The organism is Streptomyces sp. UW30 (genome assembly GCF_008042075.1).
Lineage (GTDB): Bacteria > Actinomycetota > Actinomycetes > Streptomycetales > Streptomycetaceae > Streptomyces.
This window is the reverse complement of sequence record NZ_RDBN01000037.1, coordinates 250,829-269,087: the sequence shown is the minus strand read 5'-3', so window position 1 is coordinate 269,087 and position 18,259 is coordinate 250,829. Positions and strand designations below refer to the sequence as shown.

General features: G+C 71.0%; 18 protein-coding genes. 14 read left to right on the top strand and 4 right to left on the bottom strand.

Translation table 11 applies throughout. The annotated features are described in order from the left end of the window. Positions 1–236: 236 nt before the first annotated feature. Positions 237–563, bottom strand: a complete 327-nt coding sequence (locus EAO75_RS19760) for a hypothetical protein (protein WP_147996406.1) — start codon at positions 561–563, stop codon at positions 237–239. A gap of 280 nt (positions 564–843) precedes the next feature. Between EAO75_RS19760 and EAO75_RS19755 the strand changes: the two genes are divergently transcribed. From EAO75_RS19755 to EAO75_RS19715, 9 genes are all read left to right on the top strand, one after another. After that, entirely contained in the window at positions 844–1,209 is a 366-nt protein-coding gene (locus EAO75_RS19755; protein ID WP_187284519.1) for an arsenate reductase family protein, read from the top strand. Between the two features lie 118 nt (positions 1,210–1,327). Beyond that, entirely contained in the window at positions 1,328–2,023 is a 696-nt protein-coding gene (locus tag EAO75_RS19750; RefSeq protein WP_147996405.1) for a hypothetical protein, read from the top strand. A gap of 252 nt (positions 2,024–2,275) precedes the next feature. Then, positions 2,276–3,307, top strand: a complete 1,032-nt coding sequence (gene glnII / locus EAO75_RS19745; protein WP_147996404.1) for a glutamine synthetase — start codon at positions 2,276–2,278, stop codon at positions 3,305–3,307. A 100-nt stretch (positions 3,308–3,407) separates the two neighbouring features. Next, complete coding sequence (locus EAO75_RS19740) at positions 3,408–4,331, top strand: DUF6891 domain-containing protein (RefSeq protein WP_147996403.1); 924 nt, start codon at positions 3,408–3,410, stop codon at positions 4,329–4,331. Positions 4,332–4,579: 248 nt separating this feature from the next. After that, complete coding sequence (locus EAO75_RS19735) at positions 4,580–5,131, top strand: winged helix-turn-helix domain-containing protein (protein ID WP_147996402.1); 552 nt, start codon at positions 4,580–4,582, stop codon at positions 5,129–5,131. Between the two features lie 76 nt (positions 5,132–5,207). Further along, a complete protein-coding gene (locus EAO75_RS19730; protein ID WP_147996401.1) occupies positions 5,208–6,227 on the top strand; it encodes an SDR family oxidoreductase in 1,020 nt (339 codons plus the stop codon). Between the two features lie 53 nt (positions 6,228–6,280). Continuing rightward, on the top strand, positions 6,281–7,558 hold the full coding sequence (locus EAO75_RS19725; RefSeq protein WP_147996400.1) for a sensor histidine kinase: 1,278 nt from the start codon (positions 6,281–6,283) through the stop codon (positions 7,556–7,558). Beyond that, positions 7,543–8,196, top strand: a complete 654-nt coding sequence (locus EAO75_RS19720; RefSeq protein WP_147996399.1) for a LuxR C-terminal-related transcriptional regulator — start codon at positions 7,543–7,545, stop codon at positions 8,194–8,196. The genes EAO75_RS19725 and EAO75_RS19720 overlap by 16 nt, the downstream gene beginning before the upstream one ends. Before the next feature lie 202 nt (positions 8,197–8,398). Next, complete coding sequence (locus EAO75_RS19715; protein ID WP_147996398.1) at positions 8,399–9,982, top strand: DUF1996 domain-containing protein; 1,584 nt, start codon at positions 8,399–8,401, stop codon at positions 9,980–9,982. A 68-nt stretch (positions 9,983–10,050) separates the two neighbouring features. Here the strand turns inward: EAO75_RS19715 and EAO75_RS19710 are convergent, their stop codons facing one another. After that, complete coding sequence (locus EAO75_RS19710) at positions 10,051–10,482, bottom strand: hypothetical protein (RefSeq protein WP_147996397.1); 432 nt, start codon at positions 10,480–10,482, stop codon at positions 10,051–10,053. Between the two features lie 104 nt (positions 10,483–10,586). Between EAO75_RS19710 and EAO75_RS19705 the strand changes: the two genes are divergently transcribed. The 5 genes from EAO75_RS19705 (at position 10,587) to EAO75_RS19685 (ending at position 15,916) form a co-directional block, all read left to right on the top strand. Further along, on the top strand, positions 10,587–11,102 hold the full coding sequence (locus EAO75_RS19705) for a tetratricopeptide repeat protein (protein ID WP_147996396.1): 516 nt from the start codon (positions 10,587–10,589) through the stop codon (positions 11,100–11,102). Positions 11,103–11,231: 129 nt separating this feature from the next. Continuing rightward, complete coding sequence (locus EAO75_RS19700) at positions 11,232–13,157, top strand: hypothetical protein (protein ID WP_147996395.1); 1,926 nt, start codon at positions 11,232–11,234, stop codon at positions 13,155–13,157. 94 nt (positions 13,158–13,251) lie between these two features. Then, positions 13,252–14,148: a metal-dependent hydrolase gene (locus EAO75_RS19695; RefSeq protein ID WP_147996394.1), complete on the top strand. Its 897-nt coding sequence runs from the start codon at positions 13,252–13,254 to the stop codon at positions 14,146–14,148. After that, positions 14,148–15,170 carry a PDR/VanB family oxidoreductase gene (locus EAO75_RS19690; RefSeq protein WP_147996393.1) on the top strand — a complete coding sequence of 341 codons (1,023 nt, stop codon included), beginning with the start codon at positions 14,148–14,150 and terminating at the stop codon, positions 15,168–15,170. Before EAO75_RS19695 ends, EAO75_RS19690 begins: the two co-directional genes overlap by 1 nt. 56 nt (positions 15,171–15,226) lie before the next feature. Then, a complete protein-coding gene (locus EAO75_RS19685) occupies positions 15,227–15,916 on the top strand; it encodes a TetR/AcrR family transcriptional regulator (RefSeq protein WP_147996392.1) in 690 nt (229 codons plus the stop codon). 253 nt (positions 15,917–16,169) lie between these two features. On the opposite strand, the gene EAO75_RS19680 is transcribed toward EAO75_RS19685, so the two are convergent. Both EAO75_RS19680 and EAO75_RS19675 read right to left on the bottom strand, forming a co-directional pair. Next, positions 16,170–16,532, bottom strand: a complete 363-nt coding sequence (locus tag EAO75_RS19680) for a 5-carboxymethyl-2-hydroxymuconate Delta-isomerase (protein ID WP_147996391.1) — start codon at positions 16,530–16,532, stop codon at positions 16,170–16,172. Between the two features lie 28 nt (positions 16,533–16,560). After that, positions 16,561–18,225, bottom strand: a complete 1,665-nt coding sequence (locus EAO75_RS19675; RefSeq protein WP_147996390.1) for a SpoIIE family protein phosphatase — start codon at positions 18,223–18,225, stop codon at positions 16,561–16,563. Positions 18,226–18,259: the final 34 nt, after the last annotated feature.

Below are 18,259 nucleotides of genomic sequence, written 5' to 3'. Positions count from 1 at the left end.
CGCGGCGGGCCCGACGCCCACCCCGGCGACCGTACGCACACCACTGCCCGCATCCTCCCGGACCCCACTGACAACGGCCCGGGTGACGCCTCGGTTCCGGACGCCGGTGGAGAAAGAGCTGTCGAAGTGAGGGAAGTTGTCGGTGGGGCCACGCGGACGCCGGGCGCGCTCGACGACGGAGCGCAGCCCGAGGAGGCGGACGAGGTGACCCCCGTCCGCCTCCCCGACGGCCGGGCCTACCTCGAATACCTCATGAACGCCCGGACCATGTGGCACGTCGTCTCCGACGGCGGATGGACGCCGATCGTCTCCGCGGCGCTCCTGATCGTCTCGTTGCGCGCCTGGTTCGGCATGTAGACGCCCAGGTCGAGGAGCGCTATCGCCAGGCGCATGGCCTTGAGGCGGCGGTTGTGGGTGATGTACCACTCGCGCGGGCGGCCCGGCGGCAGCGGCCGCTTCTCCACCGGCGCGTACGGCAGGTCGAGCAGCACCGGGTGCTTCGCGGTGGACTGGGTGGACAACGGCTTGCGGGTCGGCTTCGGCTTCAGTGCGGCAGCGGGCACAGGCATCCTCCTGTCGCGGTCAGAGCGCCGGCCGGATGCCCCGGCGACGCTCTCGAACACTGCTTACAGTTTAGTGCCCGCCACCGACATCCGGGGAACCTGAGAAGGCTCTGAAATCCCCAGGTCAGCAACGAAACTGTCACCGTGTCACACCGGATCCGGCAGGTACGTGAGAGGCAGCGGAGAATTCGAACACGACCGCTGTGGCGACGCGTCGGCGAGGCACGACAGGGGCCCGGGCGACGGAGGGCCCCGGGGGGTGCGGGATACCGTGGGCCGTATGGAGATCTGGATCAATCCGGCCTGTTCCAAGTGCCGTAGTGCCCTCACACTGCTCGACGCCGAGGGCGCCGACTACACCGTCCGCCGCTACCTGGAGGACGTCCCGAGCGAGGACGAGATCCGGGAGGTGCTCGTCCGGCTGGGGCTGGAACCGTGGGACATCACCCGGACCCAGGAGGCCGTCGCCAAGGAGCTCGGGCTCAAGGAGTGGGCGCGGGACGACAGTTCACGGGACCGGTGGGTGAAGGCGCTGGCCGAGCACCCGAAGCTGATCCAGCGGCCGATCATCACCGCGGACGACGGCAGCGCCGTCGTCGGGCGCACGGACGAGGCGGTGCAGGACGCCCTGTCCCGCAAGAGCTGAGAGCCCATCAGATGCAGTGTGACGCACGTTACTTCAGTGACTCCCGCAACCGCTGAGTAACACCGTTCGGCATCTCGTACATAGCGGCGTACGCTCCCCTACCCCCCAGGAGGCGCGCATGTCGCGTAGGAGAACTCTCAGCACGAAGAAGAAGCTCGCCCTGCTGGTCAGTGCGGCGACGGTGGCGGGCGGCGGTGCCTTCGTCATGGCGAGCACCTCGAACGCCTCGCAGACGCCGACGGTCAAGTCCGCCGCGGACTCGACCGTCTGCCAGGGGCTGGCCACCGCTCTCGGTAACAACCAGCGGTTCATCGAGGGACAGCGGGCCAATCCCGATGCGCAGTCCGAGGCGCGGATCGCCAACCGTGAGGCCGTGATCCAGCAGATCAAGGTCCAGCAGGAAGCGTCCGGTTGTGCCGCTGGGGAGTCGGCTCAGGACTCCCAAGCCGCACAGCCGAGCGCTCCCGCGGCGGGTGCCGGAAACACGGGGGCCGGAAACGCGGGCAACGAGAACGCGGGGAACGCCGGCAACGCGGGGAACGCCGGCGGTGGCGGCGCGGCCTCCGGGCAGCAGGTGTGCAACGGGTCCACCGTCACGCTGTCCGGCGAGGGCGGGGCTCCGGCCGCGTCCAGCAACCAGTTCCCGGCCGGCACCAAGCTGAAGGTCACCAACCTGGACAACAACAAGTCCACGACGGTCGAGGTCACCTCGGTCTCCGGCAGCTGTGCGCTGCTCAACAACGCGGCCTTCGAGCAGGTTCGCGAGCCCGGCAAGTTCCTGATCCGGCGTGCGGTGATCGAGAAGGTGGGGTGAGGTTCGGGGCATCAACCTCGTACGTGTCATGGGCCCTGCCACTCGCGGCCYCGAGTGGCAGGGCCCGCGTGCGTAGGTGCTCACCACGTGAGTCGCGTTACACGAACACCAGGTAACACGGGGTTCACATGGGAGCAATGACCGGGAAATCGCCTGTTGACAGGCTCGCGGGCATGAATCGCGGCGCCTGACGTGCCGCAGCGCCGCAGCACCCGCAAGTGCGCCTAGACCCACCCCCGAAGGATGTGGCCCGTGACCTTCAAGGCTGAGTACATCTGGATCGACGGCACCGAGCCGACGGCCAAGCTGCGTTCCAAGACGAAGATCATGACGGGTGAGCCCGCCGGTCTGGACGCGCTGCCGATCTGGGGCTTCGACGGGTCCTCCACGAACCAGGCCGAGGGCCACGCCTCGGACCGTGTCCTCAAGCCGGTCTTCACCTGTCCCGACCCGATCCGCGGTGGCGACGACGTCCTCGTCCTGTGCGAGGTCCTCAACATCGACATGACGCCGCACGAGTCCAACACCCGTGCCGCGCTCACCGAGGTCGCCGAGAAGTTCGCCGCCCAGGAGCCGATCTTCGGTATCGAGCAGGAGTACACGTTCTTCCAGGACGGCTACCCGCTCGGCTTCCCCAAGGGCGGCTTCCCGGCCCCGCAGGGCGGCTACTACTGCGGTGTCGGCGCCGACGAGATCTTCGGCCGCGAGGTCGTCGAGGCGCACCTGGACAACTGCCTCGCGGCGGGTCTCGCCATCTCCGGCATCAACGCCGAGGTCATGCCCGGTCAGTGGGAGTTCCAGGTCGGCCCGGTCTCCCCGCTGGAGGTCTCCGACCACATGTGGGTCGCCCGCTGGCTGCTCTACCGCACCGCCGAGGACTTCGGCGTGGCCGCCACCCTCGACCCGAAGCCGGTCAAGGGCGACTGGAACGGCGCCGGCGCGCACACCAACTTCTCCACGAAGGCGATGCGCGAGGGCTACGACGCGATCATCACCGCGTGCGAGTCGCTCGGCGAGGGCTCCAAGCCGCTCGACCACGTCAAGAACTACGGCGCCGGCATCGACGACCGCCTGACCGGTCTGCACGAGACCGCCCCGTGGAACGAGTACTCCTACGGCGTCTCCAACCGCGGCGCCTCGGTGCGTATCCCGTGGCAGGTCGAGAAGGACGGCAAGGGCTACATCGAGGACCGCCGTCCGAACGCCAACGTCGACCCGTACGTCGTGACGCGGCTGCTCGTCGACACCTGCTGCTCCGCGCTGGAGAAGGCCGGCCAGGTCTGATCCGCCCAGGGCTCCTTGAAGGGGGCGTCCACCGTCGCGGTGGGCGCCCCCTTCGCCGTGCGCCTGCCGCGTTGTCAGTGGCGGCTGCCATCGTGGGGGCATGGAGAGCGACGAGGCGCCGGCCGTCAAGGTCGAGACGGAGTACGGCGAGAGGTGGGCGCGGCCTTCCGAGGGGCGGCTTCGGGAGCTGGTGCGGCGGCTCGGGGACAGCGGGGACCGCTGGCTGGTGGTGCAGCGGATACCGGACGTGCCGGACGTGTTCGCCCAGGTGTGGCACGAGCGGGGCGGGGACTACCAACTGGAGCACCGCGAGAGCCGCGAGCGGTTCCTCGGCACGGCGGTCGCGGACGCCGGGGCGGTGGCCGAGGCGCTCGTGGGGTGGGCTCGGCAGCGGCCCGGCTGGGACGCCGGGTTCGAGTGGACGCCGGTCGAGGTGGATCCGCCGCAGGAGGTGCCCGAACTTCCCCGCGAGGTCCGCGAGGAGGTGGAGGAGCGCGTGCGCGTGCTGCTGCGGTGCGGGTACGACGACCGGGCGATGCTCACCGAGGCCGCCGAGGAGTATCTGGTCGAGGGCGACCAACGGCCCGTCTCGGGCGCGCAGGCCCGGGAGCTGGTCGACCGGCTGTGGCGGGAGCGGCTCGACGAGCAGAAGGCATGGCAGGGGGTGACCGATCCCGAGCGGCTCACGGGTGCGTTCGAGGTGCTCGGCGCGCGGGGGGTCACGGCTCGGGAGAACTTCGCCTGCTGCCGCTCCTGCGGCACCGCCGAGATCGCCGCCGAGCGCGCCGAGGGGGACCACGGCTTCGTGTACTTCCACAGCCAGTGCACCGAGAGCGCGGCCGCGGGGCATGGCCTGACGCTGCTGTACGGCGGGTACGACGGCCTGGCCGAGACCACCGCCGCCGTCGGCCGCGAGGTCGTCGCCGCGCTCGGTGCCGCCGGGCTGTCCACACAGTGGGACGGGTCTGCGGGGAGAGCGATCACCGTCACACCGTTGACCTGGGAAAAACGGCTGGAGGGATGAGACGAAGGGTCCCCTCCCGGGCGGGTGTCTGCTTCAATGGGGGCATGGCCAGCATCCAGAAGTACGCCGCGACAGGTCGCCATGACCTCGAGCCCTTCTGGCCTTCCCGTCAGCACCACGACTTCGACCGGGTGTGTTGCCGCGCAGTGAACGCGCGGGCCCTCTAAAGCCGTCACCCCGGCCTTCGGCCAGCGCGAACGACGTTCCTCTCCCACGACGGACCTCTCGCGCGAAAGAGCTGACCTCTCATGGCGACCACTCGTTCTCTCTCCCCCGCCGCCACGCTCAACTCTCCTTCGTCCAACGGCGCACGGCATCATCTGCGCGCCGTGGACCGGGACGAGGTGATCGACGTCGCGGACCTCCTGCCGCCGGGCGCCACCTGGCTTCCCGCTCCCCAGCACTCCCTGCCCGCCCTGCCGGGGCAGCCGCCCATGATCGGCTACCTGGTGCTCGTCCCGGCCGACCGGCAGCCGCCGGTCGCTGCGGCCGTCGAGACTGACGACGACCCGCTCGTCCGCGTCGACTCCGTGCGGCGCACCGCCGCGGTCGAAGGGCGTGAACTCGACCTCACCTACCTGGAGTTCGAGCTGCTCGCCCACCTGGTGGCCAACCCCCACCGCGTGCACTCCCGCGACCAGCTGGTCACCACGGTGTGGGGCTACGGGCATGTGGGGGACGGCCGTACCGTCGACGTCCACATCGCCCGGCTGCGCCGCAAGCTGGGCGCCGAGCACCGGGACACCATCCGGACGGTGCGCCGGGTGGGGTACAAGTACGCCCCGCCGGCCGGGCGCTGACCTCACCCGTTGAAAACCTTCTGCTGACGGCAGAGTCCTGTTCCGTCCCTCACCCGCACCGTGCAGAGTCGTCGGCATGAGGCTTCTGATGCTGGGTGGTACGGAGTTCGTGGGGCGGGCCGTCGTGGAGGCGGCCCTCGGGCGGGGCTGGGACGTGACCGTCTTCCATCGGGGGCGGCACGAGGCCCCGGCCGGGGTGCGGTCGCTGCACGGGGACCGCACGTCGCCCGACGGGCTCGCCGCCCTGGAGGCGGGTGAGTGGGACGCCGTCGTGGACACCTGGTCGGCGGCGCCCCGCGCGGTGCTGGACTCGGCGCGGCTGCTGCGGGGCCACGCCGGGCGGTATGTGTATGTGTCGAGTTGCTCGGTGTACGAGTGGGCGCCGCCCGCCGGGTACACCGAGGAAGCGCCGCTGGTCGAGGGCGCCGAGGCCGGCGCGGAGCAGACCGACTATGCACGCGACAAGCGGGGCGGCGAGCTGGCCGCCGTAGAAGCCTTCGGGGCGGAGCACTCGGTGCTCGTGCGGGCGGGGCTGATCCTCGGGCCGTACGAGAATGTCGGCAGGCTGCCCTGGTGGCTGGGCCGGATGGCGCGTGGGGGGCCGGTGCTGGCGCCGGGGCCACGGGACCTGCCGCTTCAGTACATCGATGTCCGTGACCTCGCGCAGTGGATCCTCGGTGCCGTGGAGCGGGAGCTCAGCGGGCCGTACACCCTGGTCGGGCCGCAGGGGCTCGCCACCATGGGCACCCTGCTCGACGCCTGCGTACGGACCACCGGCTCCGCGGCCGAACTCCGGTGGACCGAGCCCGAGGTGATCCTGGACGCGGGCATCGAGCCGTGGACGCAGCTGCCGGTGTGGGTGCCGTCGGGCAGCGACATGCACGACGCCCTGCACAGCGCGGACGTGTCCCGGGCACTCGCGACCGGGCTGCGCTGCCGGCCCGTCGAGGAGACCGTCGCCGACACCTGGCGGTGGCTCCAGGACATCGGCGGCGCTGCGCCCATGCGGCCGGACCGGACCTCGAAGGGCCTCGACCCTGAGGTGGAGGCGAAGGTGCTGGCAGCCCAGGGGGGTGTATCTGGCACCACCTCCTGATCCGGGGGCTCGGCCCCGTGACCTCTCCTCCCGCCCTCGGCCAGACTGACGCCATGAGCATCGACACGAAGAGCGGCGGCGGACGGGCGAGGGCGCGGGGCATGGGTCTGGCGGCCGTACGGGGACTGGCGTTGGCTCTGATCTCCCTGCCGGGGTCCGTCCTCTGTCTCGTGCTGTCCCTCGTGTCCCTCGCGCTCATACCGATCGGCGTCGGCATCGTCACGACGCCGTGGGTGCTGACGGGGGTGCGGACGTTCGCCGACTGGCGGCGGGTCCTCGCGGCCGAGTGGGGCGGGGTGCGGATCCCGCCCGCCTACCGGCCGTTGCCGAAGGACGCCAATCCATGGACGCGCACCTTCGGGATGCTGCGCGACCCGGCGACCTGGCGGGACCTGCGGTGGCTGCCCGTCGACATGACGGCGGGGTTCATCACGGCGCTGCTGCCGGCGGTGCTGCTCTTCTATCCGCTGGAGGGGTTCGCGATCGCGGCGGGGCTGTGGCGGGTCTTCTCGGACGCGGGCGGCGGCACCTACTGGTACGGCTTCGTGCCGGTCACCGGCCAGGCCTCCGCGCTCGGCGCGGCCGCCCTGGGCGTCGTCATCCTCTTCTTCGCGCACTTCCTCACCACACCCCTCCTCCAGGTCCACTTCCGGCTGACCGGGGCCGTCCTCGGCTCCAACCAGGGTGAACTGGCCGAGCGGGTGCGGGTGTTGACGGAAACGCGGAGGGACGCCGTGGACACCTCGGCCGCCGAACTGCGCCGTATCGAGCGGGATCTGCACGACGGGGCGCAGGCGCGGCTGGTGGCGATGGGCATGGACCTCGGCACCATCGAGATGCTGCTCGACAAGGACCCGGCGAAGGCCAAGCAGCTCGTGGCGCAGGCCCGCCGCTCCTCCGCCGACGCGCTCTCGGAGCTGCGCGACCTGGTGCGCGGCATCCACCCGCCCGTCCTCGCCGAGCGCGGACTGGGCGACGCCGTAAGGGCGTTGGCGCTGCGGCTGCCGGTGACGACCGAGGTGAACGTGGAGCTGACCGGGCGGGCTGAGGCGCCCGTGGAGTCGGCGGCGTACTTCGCGGTCAGCGAGGTGCTCACCAACGCCGTCAAGCACGCGGGCGCCGACCGGATCTGGATCGACCTGCACCACACCGAGGGAAGGCTGCGCATCACCGTCACCGACAACGGCCGGGGCGGCGCGGTGATCGGAGCCGGCTCGGGACTGGCCGGGATCGAGCGGCGACTGGGTACATTCGACGGCGTCCTGGCCGTCAGCTCGCCCGCGGGCGGCCCCACCATGGTCACCATGGAGATTCCTTGCGCGTTGTCCTAGCCGAAGACCTGTTCCTGCTGCGCGACGGGCTCGTCCGGCTCCTTCAGGCCTATGACTTCGAGATCGCGGCGGCCGTCGAGACCGGCCCCGAGCTGTCCCGCGCGCTGGCCGAGCTGGACCCGGACGTCGCCGTCGTCGACGTACGCCTGCCGCCGACCAACACCGACGAGGGCCTGCAGTGCGCGCTGGAGGCCCGGCGCAGGAAGCCCGGGCTGCCGGTGCTGGTGCTCTCGCAGCACGTGGAGCAGCTGTACGCACGGGAGTTGCTCGCCGACGGCAGCGGCGGGGTGGGGTATCTGCTGAAGGACCGGGTCTTCGACGCGGACCAGTTCGTGGACTCCGTACGGCGGGTCGCGGCGGGCGGGACCGCGATGGACCCGCAGGTGATCCAGCAGCTGCTGAGCCGGCGCGCGGCCGACGACCAGCCGCTGGCCCGGCTCACGCCCCGCGAGACGGAGGTGCTGGAGCTGATGGCGCAGGGGCGGTCGAACGCGGCGATCGCCGAACGGCTCGTCGTCACGGAACGGGCCATCGCCAAACATACGGCCAACATCTTCGCCAAACTGGGCCTGGAGGTGTCGGACGACGACAACCGTCGCGTGCTGGCGGTTCTCGCGTATCTCGACCATGGCCGGTAAAACCGGACCTGCCCATTCACCCGCCGTACGGGATCAACAACTCCTGGTGTTTCGGGGGCTGTTGAGAACACAGTCTTCTCACGAATCTCTCAACAATTTCCGGGGCGGCTGAACACCTCTGGGGCCCCCTGCGTATGAAAGGGAGCCGCTTCACTCCTGTCGGGCGCCTCGATGCCCCGAAAAAGGAAGTCAGAGGAGTTCCATGGGACGCAACATTCGAAAACGCCGTACGCCGCTGGCCACCAAGGCCATAGCCGCATCGGCGGCCCTAGCGCTCGGTGGGGGCGGGCTTGTATGGGCCAACTTCTATGCTTCGGCGCACGAGGACAACTCTGGGTGGAACCAGACGAAGTCCGCGAACGCCCGGGTCGCGACGATCAACTGCCCTGATGTCGGCCAGAAGCTGACGAAGGTGCCGAGGAGCGCGCGCAGGGGTGTCGCCAAGGAGCTGGCGCTGCTGGACAGGCAGGTCACGGATGCCTACAAGCGTCTCGCCGAGACGCGGCAGGCCCAGGCGGGGGACGCCAACTACGTCAACAACGCCATTCTGAGCCCGCTGAAGTCCAAGCGCGTGGCCACGCTCGACCGGATCGGCATCAACATCAACCGGGCCGGCGGCCAGCGACCGCAGAACCTCGACCAGCTCGCCCAATGCCAGGGCGTCCCGGCCGAGCAGCCCGAGACCAACGACGGCCAGCAGGACGGCGGCCAGAACCAGGACGGTCAGGACCAGAACAACGATGGTCAGGACCAGGGCGGCCAGGGCGGTCAGGACCAGAACAACGGCGGTCAGGACCAGGGCGGCCAGGACGGCGGCGGACAGGACCAGGGCGGCAACGGCGGGCAGGCCGGCAACGGTCCGTCGGCGGACGACTTCGTGGACATCACGCAGGTCCAGGGCAACGCACAGCTGGGCGTCGGCGCGAACGGCCTCCCCGCGAACGGGGACAGCGGTTCGACCGGTAGCTTCACCACGAACTGCGGTACCAACGAGAACGAGAACCGCAACTCGGACAACGTGATCGTCGCTCCCGGTGTCAGCAACGGTGCGCAGCACCAGCACGACTACGTCGGCAACCAGGCCAACAACGCTTTCGCGAGCGACCAGGACCTGGCGAACGGCGACACCACCTGCCAGAACCAGGGTGACGCGTCGTCGTACTTCTGGCCGGTGCTGCGCGTGCAGGACGGTCAGAACGACATCGACGCGAACGCCCCCGGTGGCGGTCAGGACGGCAACGTCGGCACGATCGTCCAGGCCAGCGAGGCACAGTTGAGGTTCGTCGGCAACAAGACGAGCGATGTCGTCGCGATGCCGCAGGCCCTGCGCATCATCACGGGTGACGCCAAGTCCTTCGTGAACGGCAACAACAACGCCAACGCCAACTGGAGCTGCACCGGCTTCGAGGACCAGGTCCAGTTGCACGACAAGCTCCCGATCTGCCCCGAGGGCAGCTCCGTGGTGCGGACGTCCAACTTCCAGAGCTGCTGGGACGGTCAGAACATCGACAGCGCCAACCACCGTACGCACGTGGCGTTCGTCCAGGGCGACGGCACCTGCGCCAACGGCTTCCAGGCGATCCCCCAGCTCCAGGTCCGCCTGGTCTACGACGTCCAGGCCCCGCAGATCCAGAACGGACAGGTCCAGAACGCCTTCGCGGTGGACTCCTTCCCGGACCAGCTGCACAAGGCGATCACCGACCACAACGACTTCATCAACTTCTTCGACGAGAACACGATGAACGAGATGGTCCAGTGCATCAACAGCGGCGAGGACTGCCAGTAGTCCTCACCCAGTAGGAAGCCGGCGGTGGGAATTCCCACCGCCGGCTTTCTTTTGTGCGCAGTTCACGATCAGCTGTGGTGGCCGCCCTTGTTGTGGCTGCCTCCGGGATTCATGTGCGCGGAGCCTTCCTCCATGGTTCCGCCCAGCTTGCTCTGGAGCGCGGTGACCGTCTTCTGCTGGCCGACGGCGACCCATTTGCGGCCGACCAGGTAGTAGCCGCCGTAGTCCTTCGCACCGCTCAGCCACTCGGCCTGGCCGCGGTCGGTGGCGAAGGTGGCGAGGACGTACTTGTCCTTGCCGGTCTTGCAGATGGCCTGACGGATCTCGTCGGCGTCGGTCTGCATGTTCGGGTCGCACTTGGCCATGGAGGCAAGATGCTCCAGGCTGCCGGTCGCCGTCTCGGGCATGTCGGCCGCCTTGTCGCCGCCGGCGCCACATCCGGCCAGCGCGAGCACCGCCACCGCGCCGGTCAGCGCGAGCATCGGTCGGGTCAATGTCATCTGTTCCTCCGGTCCATGCCGCACAGAGCCCCCCGGCAGGAGCCCTCCTCCCCCATACGGCTGTGGCGTGCGATGCGCTCAAATGGAGACTCTCACAGGCACAGGTGTGCGAGTGTGGACCGGTGAACCAGGACTGGGAAGACCGCGTGACCGCAGCATGGGCGACCTTCGACTCCTACGCCGAGGCGGAGGCGGCCGACTTCCGCGCCGTCATCGACGCCTTCGTCGCCGAACTGCCCGACGACAGCCCGCTCGGGCCGTTCGAGCAGGCGTGCGCCTGGGACTCCACGGGTCACTCGGACAAGGCGGCGCCGCTGTACCGGGAGGCCCTCGCACGGGGGCTGAGCGGCTACAAGGGGCGGCGGGCCAAGATCCAGCTGTCCAGCTCGCTCAGGAACATCGGCCAGGCGGAGGAGGGCGTCAAGCTGCTGACGCCCGAGCTGGACGCGCCGTCCGACGAGCTGGACGACGCGGTGCGGGCGACGCTGGCGCTGTGCCTGTCGAGCCTCGGGCGGGACCGGGAGGGGCTGGCTCTGGTGCTGGGTGCGCTTGCGCCGCATCTGCCTCGGTATCAGAGGTCGATGGCGAATTATGCGCGGGCGCTGGTTGATACGCCGTAGGAATTGCCGGGATCGGTCGTCCGGCGTCTGCGGGTGCGTTGTGGCTGGTCGCGCAGTTCCCCGCGCCCCTTGGCGGCGCTGCCGAACCGTTGGTTGTGACCTACCCGCCATTCGCTCGTTCTGCTGAACGTGCAGTCACAGGATGTCGCCCCGCGCCCCGCACCCGAATCGGCCGACCCGGTCGTCGACGTCGAGCGGGCCGAGGCCGCGCTCGTCGAGCACTACCCGCGTCTCGTCCGGCTCGCCTACCTGGTGCTGCCGCCGAGCCTCGGCCGCAACCGGCGTGTGGTGACCGCGCACTCCCTCACCCAGCGCGCACTGCCCCGCGGCCGGACGGCGTCCACGCCCGTGATCCCGGCCCAGGCGACCGGCCGGGACAGCGACCCCGGGTACGCCTTCCTGCGGCTGCGTGTCCTGCGTACGGCGCTGGAGGCGGGCCGGCCGCTCAAGCGCGTGGCCTGGCCCAAGCGCTCCCAACTGCCGCCCCTGCTGCCCCAGGTCTGGGGCCTGCGCCTCTTCCCCCGGTCGGGCGGCGCCGACGAACTCGCCCTGGACCAGCGGCTGTCGGCGCTGTCCGGCCCGGCGCGGGCGGCCTACGTCCTGCGCGGCCTGGAGAAGCTCCCGGACGGCGACGTACGCGAGGCGCTGACGGCGGCCGGCGTCGAGGACGTGGACGACGCGCTGGAGGAGGCCGACGCCGTACCGGGGCAGTACGCGCTGCTCGACTCCCCCGAGTTCGACCCCTGCTCGCTCCAGGCCAGGCCCACCGATCTGATGCGGCGCAGGCAGCATCTGCGGGCCGCGCTGGTCGCCGGGGCCGCCCTCCTGGTGTGCGGGGCGCTGCTCGGACTGCCCGGCGAGGGCTGGGCCCCCGACGGTCCCGCCGCCCCTTCGTACGCGCAGAACCCGGCGGCCGAGGCCGCCCTCGACCCCGCCCAGCTGACCAAGGTCCCCGCGCTGGCCTGGCAGTCCTCCGCCCGCACCGACTTCTCCGTGTGGCCGGCGCGCGGCGAGCTCACCGGCGACTCGGCCCTGCTGCGCCGCGCCCTCGCCGTGTGGGCCCGCCCCGGCGAGACGGTCACGGTCTCGGCGACGCCCGGCACCCCGGCGGGCGGCCCGCCCGGCGCACCGCAACTGCTGTACGCGGGGACGATCGACACCGCGCGCGTGGTGATCCTCTACGACGGTCTGCGCATCGCGCGCTACGCCGAGCCGACGGACGGCACGGCCGGCGCCGCCCTGGACTTCTCCCGGGTCGACGGCGCGGGCAGGGCGGAGGCGAGCGCGGTGGTGCTCAGCCGGGCCGACGGCAACGTGCGCTATCTGCTGGCGCCCTGGGTGAAGGAGGCGGCCGAGCGGGATCTGCTGAAGCCGGGTGCCGGGGCGATGGATCTCGGTGTGCAGGCGGGGGTGACCTCACCGATGGCGAGTCCGATCACCCAGCAGACCGGCGCGTGCTCGTCGTGGAACGTCCTTCAGCTGGCCGACAGCACGGGTACGCGTCTGCTGACCGACCTCGCCGAACTGGTGCCGGCCCGGCTCACCACGGGCCGTCCCGGGGCGACCGGGGACGTGACCGGGGCGCGGGCGCTGCACACCTGGGCGCCGTACTCCTGCTGGCTCGGTGCGATGCGCTCCGCGGGCGTGCGGTCGGTGAACGCCTGGTCGTTCGCGCAGCAGCCGCTGCCCGACGGCACCGGTGCGGCGGACTGGGTGTGCACCCGCGCCGAGACCTGGCGGGGTGGCGGCGAGCGGGTGCTGGCGCAGTTCCGCACGCCGGGCACGGCGCTCGGCGCGCTGGCGGCGAAGGCTCAGAACGTACCGGCGTGCGGGGCGCGCGACCCGCACGTGCTGGCCGGGGTGCTGTGGAAGGCGAAGGCGGGCGGCTGGTATCTGCTGGTGGCCGGCACGAACGACACGGCGTCGATCACCGCGACCGGCGGCGTCCACGGCACCTCCCGGAACCACCTGCTGACCGCGCGGGCGAAGCAGGGCGCCCAGGCCGAGCTGAAGGCCACGCTGGAGAGCGGCCGCGTCATCAACGGGCTTCAGTGAGGTCCTGAGCCCCCGGGTCCCCCTACTGACAGAAATGTAAATAAGGGCGCGCACAAGGGTTCACCACAGCCCTACCCGTCAGTACATTGACGCCATGTCTAACACGCAGGACCGCGTGCCCCTCAAGGCCCGCAAGGTGTCCTTCTCCTGGGACGACACCCCGTTGCACTGGGTGCCGGGGGACCCGTTCAGCACGCACACCATCAACGTGCTGCATCTGCTCCTGCCGGCCGGTGAGCGGTGGTTCGTGCATGTCTACAAGCAGGTGCTGCCGTACATACGGGACGAGCGACTGCGCGAGGACGTGCTCGGGTTCATCGGGCAGGAGGCGATGCACTCGCAGGCCCACGACGAGGTACTGCCGCATCTGCGTGAGCAGGGGCTCGACCCGACGCCGTACACCGCCCAGGTCGACTGGTTCTTCGAGAAGCTGCTGGGCGACCGCACGCTGCCGCCGGGCCGGGCACGCCGCTGGTGGCTGATGGAGCGGGTGGCGCTGATCGCGGCCATCGAGCACTACACCGCCTTCCTCGGCGACTGGGTACTCAACGCCGAGGAGCTGGACCGCCGGGGCGCCGACCCGACCATGCTGGACCTGCTGCGCTGGCACGGCGCCGAGGAGGTCGAGCACCGGTCGGTCGCCTTCGACCTGTTCATGCACGTCGACGGCGGCTACCGGCGGCGGGTGCGCACCTGGGCCGCCGCGTTCACGGCCCTGGTGTTCCTGTGGCAGCGGGGGGCGCGGTTCTTCATGGAGAACGACCCTACGCTCATCGACGGCCGCGCCTCGTTCAAGGACTTCTACGTCCGGGGCAGGCGCGGCACGCTCCCCACCACCGGGGACATGCTCAGGTCGATCCCGACGTATCTGAGCCGTGCGTATCACCCCTCGCAGGAGGGTTCCACCGAGCAGGCCGTCGCCTACCTGGCCTCCTCCCCCGCCGCGCTGGCCGCCGAGGCAGCCGAGAAGTCCGCGAAGGGTGCCGCCTGATGCCGAAGCTGAGCACCGTGGCCGTCGTCGCCGGGACCGCCCTGCTCGTCCGGCGGGCGATGCGGCGCCGTATCCGGACCTCGCCGCTGTGGCCGATGCCCGCCCTGGAGGAGCCGATCTCCGGGCGGCCCCGCTCGCGGGCGTTGCGGGTGCTGGTGGCCGCGCGCGAGGAGGTCGCCGAGGGGGTCGTACAGCTGCGCCTCGAAGGGCACGACCTGCCGCGCTGGGAGCCCGGTGCGCATCTCGACCTGGTGCTGCCGTCGGGGCTGGTGCGGCAGTACTCGCTGTGCGGCGACCCGGAGGACGCCTCGTCGTACACCGTGGCGACCAGGCTGGTCCCGGACGGGCGGGGCGGCTCGCGCGAGGTGCACGAGCAGGTCCGCGAAGGCATGGAGCTGGAGGTGCGGGGGCCGCGGAACCGTTTCCCGCTCGTCGAGGCCGCGTCGTACGTCTTCGTCGCCGGCGGTATCGGGATCACGCCCGTCCTGCCGATGCTGCGGGCGCTGCCGGACGGCGTCGAGTGGCGGCTGCTGTACTGCGGACGCGACCGCGCCTCGATGCCGTTCCTGGAGGAGGTCGAGAAGCTGGGCGCGGACCGTGTGACGGTCGTGGAGGGGGTGCCCGACCTCGACGCGCTCCTCGCGGACGTGCCCGAGGGGGCCGCCGTCTACTGCTGTGGGCCGGAAGGGCTGATGGCCGCGGTGCAGGAGCGGTTCCCGCGGGTGCTGCTGGAGCGGTTCACGCCCCGTACCTCGACCGGCGGTGCCTTCGAGGTCGAACTCCGGCGCAGTGGGCGGACGTTGACCGTGCCTGCCGACTCGACCGTACTGGCCGCCGTACGCGCCGAGTTGCCGAACACGGCGTACTCCTGCGAGCAGGGCTTCTGCGGGACCTGCCAACAGCGGGTGCTGGCGGGCGAGGTGGATCACCGGGACGAGCTGCTGACCGACGCGGAGCGCGGCGACTCCATGCTGATCTGTGTGTCACGGGCGCGGGGTGATCGACTCGTACTCGACATGTGAACGCCCGTGGTCGGTCCGGTCCGTTCGGGGCCGGAATCGATCGGTAAGGTGTTCGCATGACTACCGGGGTACGGCGAAGAATGGGAGTCGAGGAGCGACGGCAGCAGTTGATCGGCGTCGCCCTCGACCTGTTCAGCCAGCGCTCGCCCGACGATGTCTCCATCGACGAGATAGCCGCGGCCGCGGGCATCTCACGGCCGCTGGTCTACCACTACTTCCCCGGCAAACTCAGCCTGTACGAAGCCGCGTTGAAGCGTGCGTCGGAGGAACTCGCGGGCCGGTTCGTCGAACCGCACGAGGGGCCGCTGGGGGCGCGGCTGCTGCGGGTGATGCGGCGGTTCTTCGACTTCGTCGACGACCACGGCCCCGGTTTCTCGGCGCTGATGCGCGGCGGTCCGGCCGTCGGCTCCACGGCGACGAACGCACTGATCGACTCCGTGCGGCAGGCCGCTTATGTCCAAATCGTTTCGCATCTGGGCGTGGAGAATCCGCCCGCGCGCCTGGAACTGGTCGTCCGCTCCTGGATCTCGCTCGCCGAGTCGACGGCGCTGATCTGGCTGGACGGCCGGCGCATCCCGCGCGGCGAGCTGGAGGTCCAGCTCGTGCACGACTTCGCCGCGCTGGCCGCCGTGAGCGCCGCCCAGGACGAGGAGATGGGCATGCTGCTGCGCGGCATGCTGAAGGAGGAGCCGGCCGACGGGCCGTTCGCCGACCTGGTCACCCGGCTGATCGCCCTGGCGTCGTGAGCCTCTAGGACCTGTCGTTTGGATCATCCCGGCGTCGCGGGCCCTGGCACGCACTCCCCCAAGCTCTTCGAGCAGGGGGGACCCCCAGCCGCGTTGTCGTCGGTCGCCGACTCCCCCACGCTCGAGCGAGCTCGCGCGGGGACCCCCATCGCGTCGCCGCCCTCCTCCGCCTTGCAGCTGCACGCACCAGGCCCCGCTCGGGTCCGCTGAAAGGCGCAGCCTCTCTCAGCCGGCCTGATCCAAACGACAGGCCCTAGCGCTCGAACTTCCGGTACGACGCGTCGAGTTCACGCACCTCCGCCGAGGTGTGCAGGACGAGCCCGTCGTCCTCCACGTGCTTCTTCAGCAGCTCCAGTACGGTCTCGGTCAGCTTCGCCTTGGTCTCGTCGGTGCGGCCGGCGAGCAGCCCGATCGTGACGTGCACGATGGCGTGGAGCTGGTCCTCGGGGTCCTCGTAGCCGAACGCCGTGTACTCGCTCCGGCGGAACTGCGTCTTGCACGCCTCGGGCCTCGCCGCCGCGATCTCGACCGTCGCGGTGTGCAGCGCCCGCGCGAAACCCTCCCGGTCGAAGGCGGAACCCAGCGTGTGGGAGTAGTCGACGGTGATCTGCGGCATGAGCACTCCTGTTCTACGACGGCAGCGCTCACCCTAACCGCAGCGCCAGCATCGCGATGTCGTCCTCCCGGTCGTGCCCGAAGCAGCCCAGCAGGGTGTCGCACAGCGCGTCGAGGCCGGCCGGGGCGTCGCCGGCGGCCGTGCGCAGCTGCTCCATGGAGGTGGCGAGGTCGATGCCGCGGGTCTCGATGAGACCGTCGGTGACCATCAGGAGGCGGTCCCGCCGGGTCAGGACCAGCTCGCTCGGCTCGGGCCGGTCGAGGGCGAGCCCGAGCAGCGGGCCGTCCACCGGGACGTACTCGGCCTTGCCGTCCTCCCGCACGAGCACCGGCGGAATGTGCCCCGCGTTGGCGATCCGGACCAGCCCGGTGCCGGGGTCGACCAGGGCCAGGCAGACCGTGGCGGTGACCTCGGGGTGGTAGTGCAGCAGCATCCGGTCGAGCCGTTCGGCCAGTGCGCGCGGGTCGCTCTCCTCGACGCAGTAGGCGCGCAGCGCGTGGCGGATCTCGACCATGACGGTGGCCGCGTCCAGCGAGTGCCCGACGACGTCCCCGACCGCGGTGAGCACCCCGTCCCGGGTACGCAGGGCGGCGTAGAAGTCCCCGCCGATCTCGGTCTGCCGGGAGGCGGGCACGTACCGCACGACGAGCTCGACGCCGGGCAGATGGGGCAGCCGGTGCGGCTGGGGCAGGAAGCTGTGCTGAAGCGTGAGGGCGATGTGCCGCTCCGCCTGGTACATGAGCAGCGGCTCGGCGGCGAGCGCGGTGGCCTGGGCGAGGCGCTCCACGGGAAGTGCCGCGTCAGGCAGTGCCGCGTTGTGCCGCCGGCGGTCCGCGGGCTCGTCGTGGCTGGTCGCGCCCCTGAGGGGCGCTGTACTTGCCGGTGTTGCGATGCATACCCGGGCTCGGCCCTCCTTGGCCGACGCCAGCACCAAGTGGGCGTCGTCCCGGGCGCCGGGCCGGAAGAGGCCCGTCGGCCACAGGGGCGCCGGGACGACGGTGCTGTGCACGCCGGCCTGCCGGCCTGCGATGCGCGTGATCAGCCGGGCCGCGGCCTGGTGCGGGCCCGCGTCGGACAGGGCGAGCCGACTGCGCGACGTGCCGTGGTGGGCTTCGCCGTCCGGGCCGATCACGAAGACGACCGCCGGTGTCCCGGTCAGCCGGGCCGCGCCCGCGGCTGCCGCGTCGGCCAGCTCCCCCAGGCAGCGCGCCGTCTGCACGGCGACGATGGTCTCGGACAGCAGCGTCAGCCGGTCGGCGAGCGCCTCGGCGGCGGTGCGCCCGCGTGCCCTGCGGACCGCCGCCTGCACGACGGCCTGGATCTCCCTCGGTTCGGCCGGCACGGTCAGGTAGGCGTCGGCGCCCGCGTCGAGTCCTTGGCACCGGTCCTTCGCGTCCACGGCCGTCGCGGAGAAGTGGACGACGGGCAGCGCGGCCGTGGACGGCCGGGACTTGACCCGGCGGCACAGTTCGAAGCCGCTCATGTCCGGCAGCCCGACGTCGACGAGGGCCACGTCGGGCAGGGCGCCCGCCCGCAGCCGTATGTCGAGTTCACTCAGTGCCTCGCCCGCGCTCGCGACCGGCACGACGTGATGGCCCGCGCGGCGCAGCACGGCGCCCATGGCGTAGCGGTTGGACGGGACGTCGTCGACGACCATCACGGTCGCGCCCCACTGCTTGACGTCATTTTTCATCGTAAGCAGCCCTTGGATACGCGTGAGGGGGCGA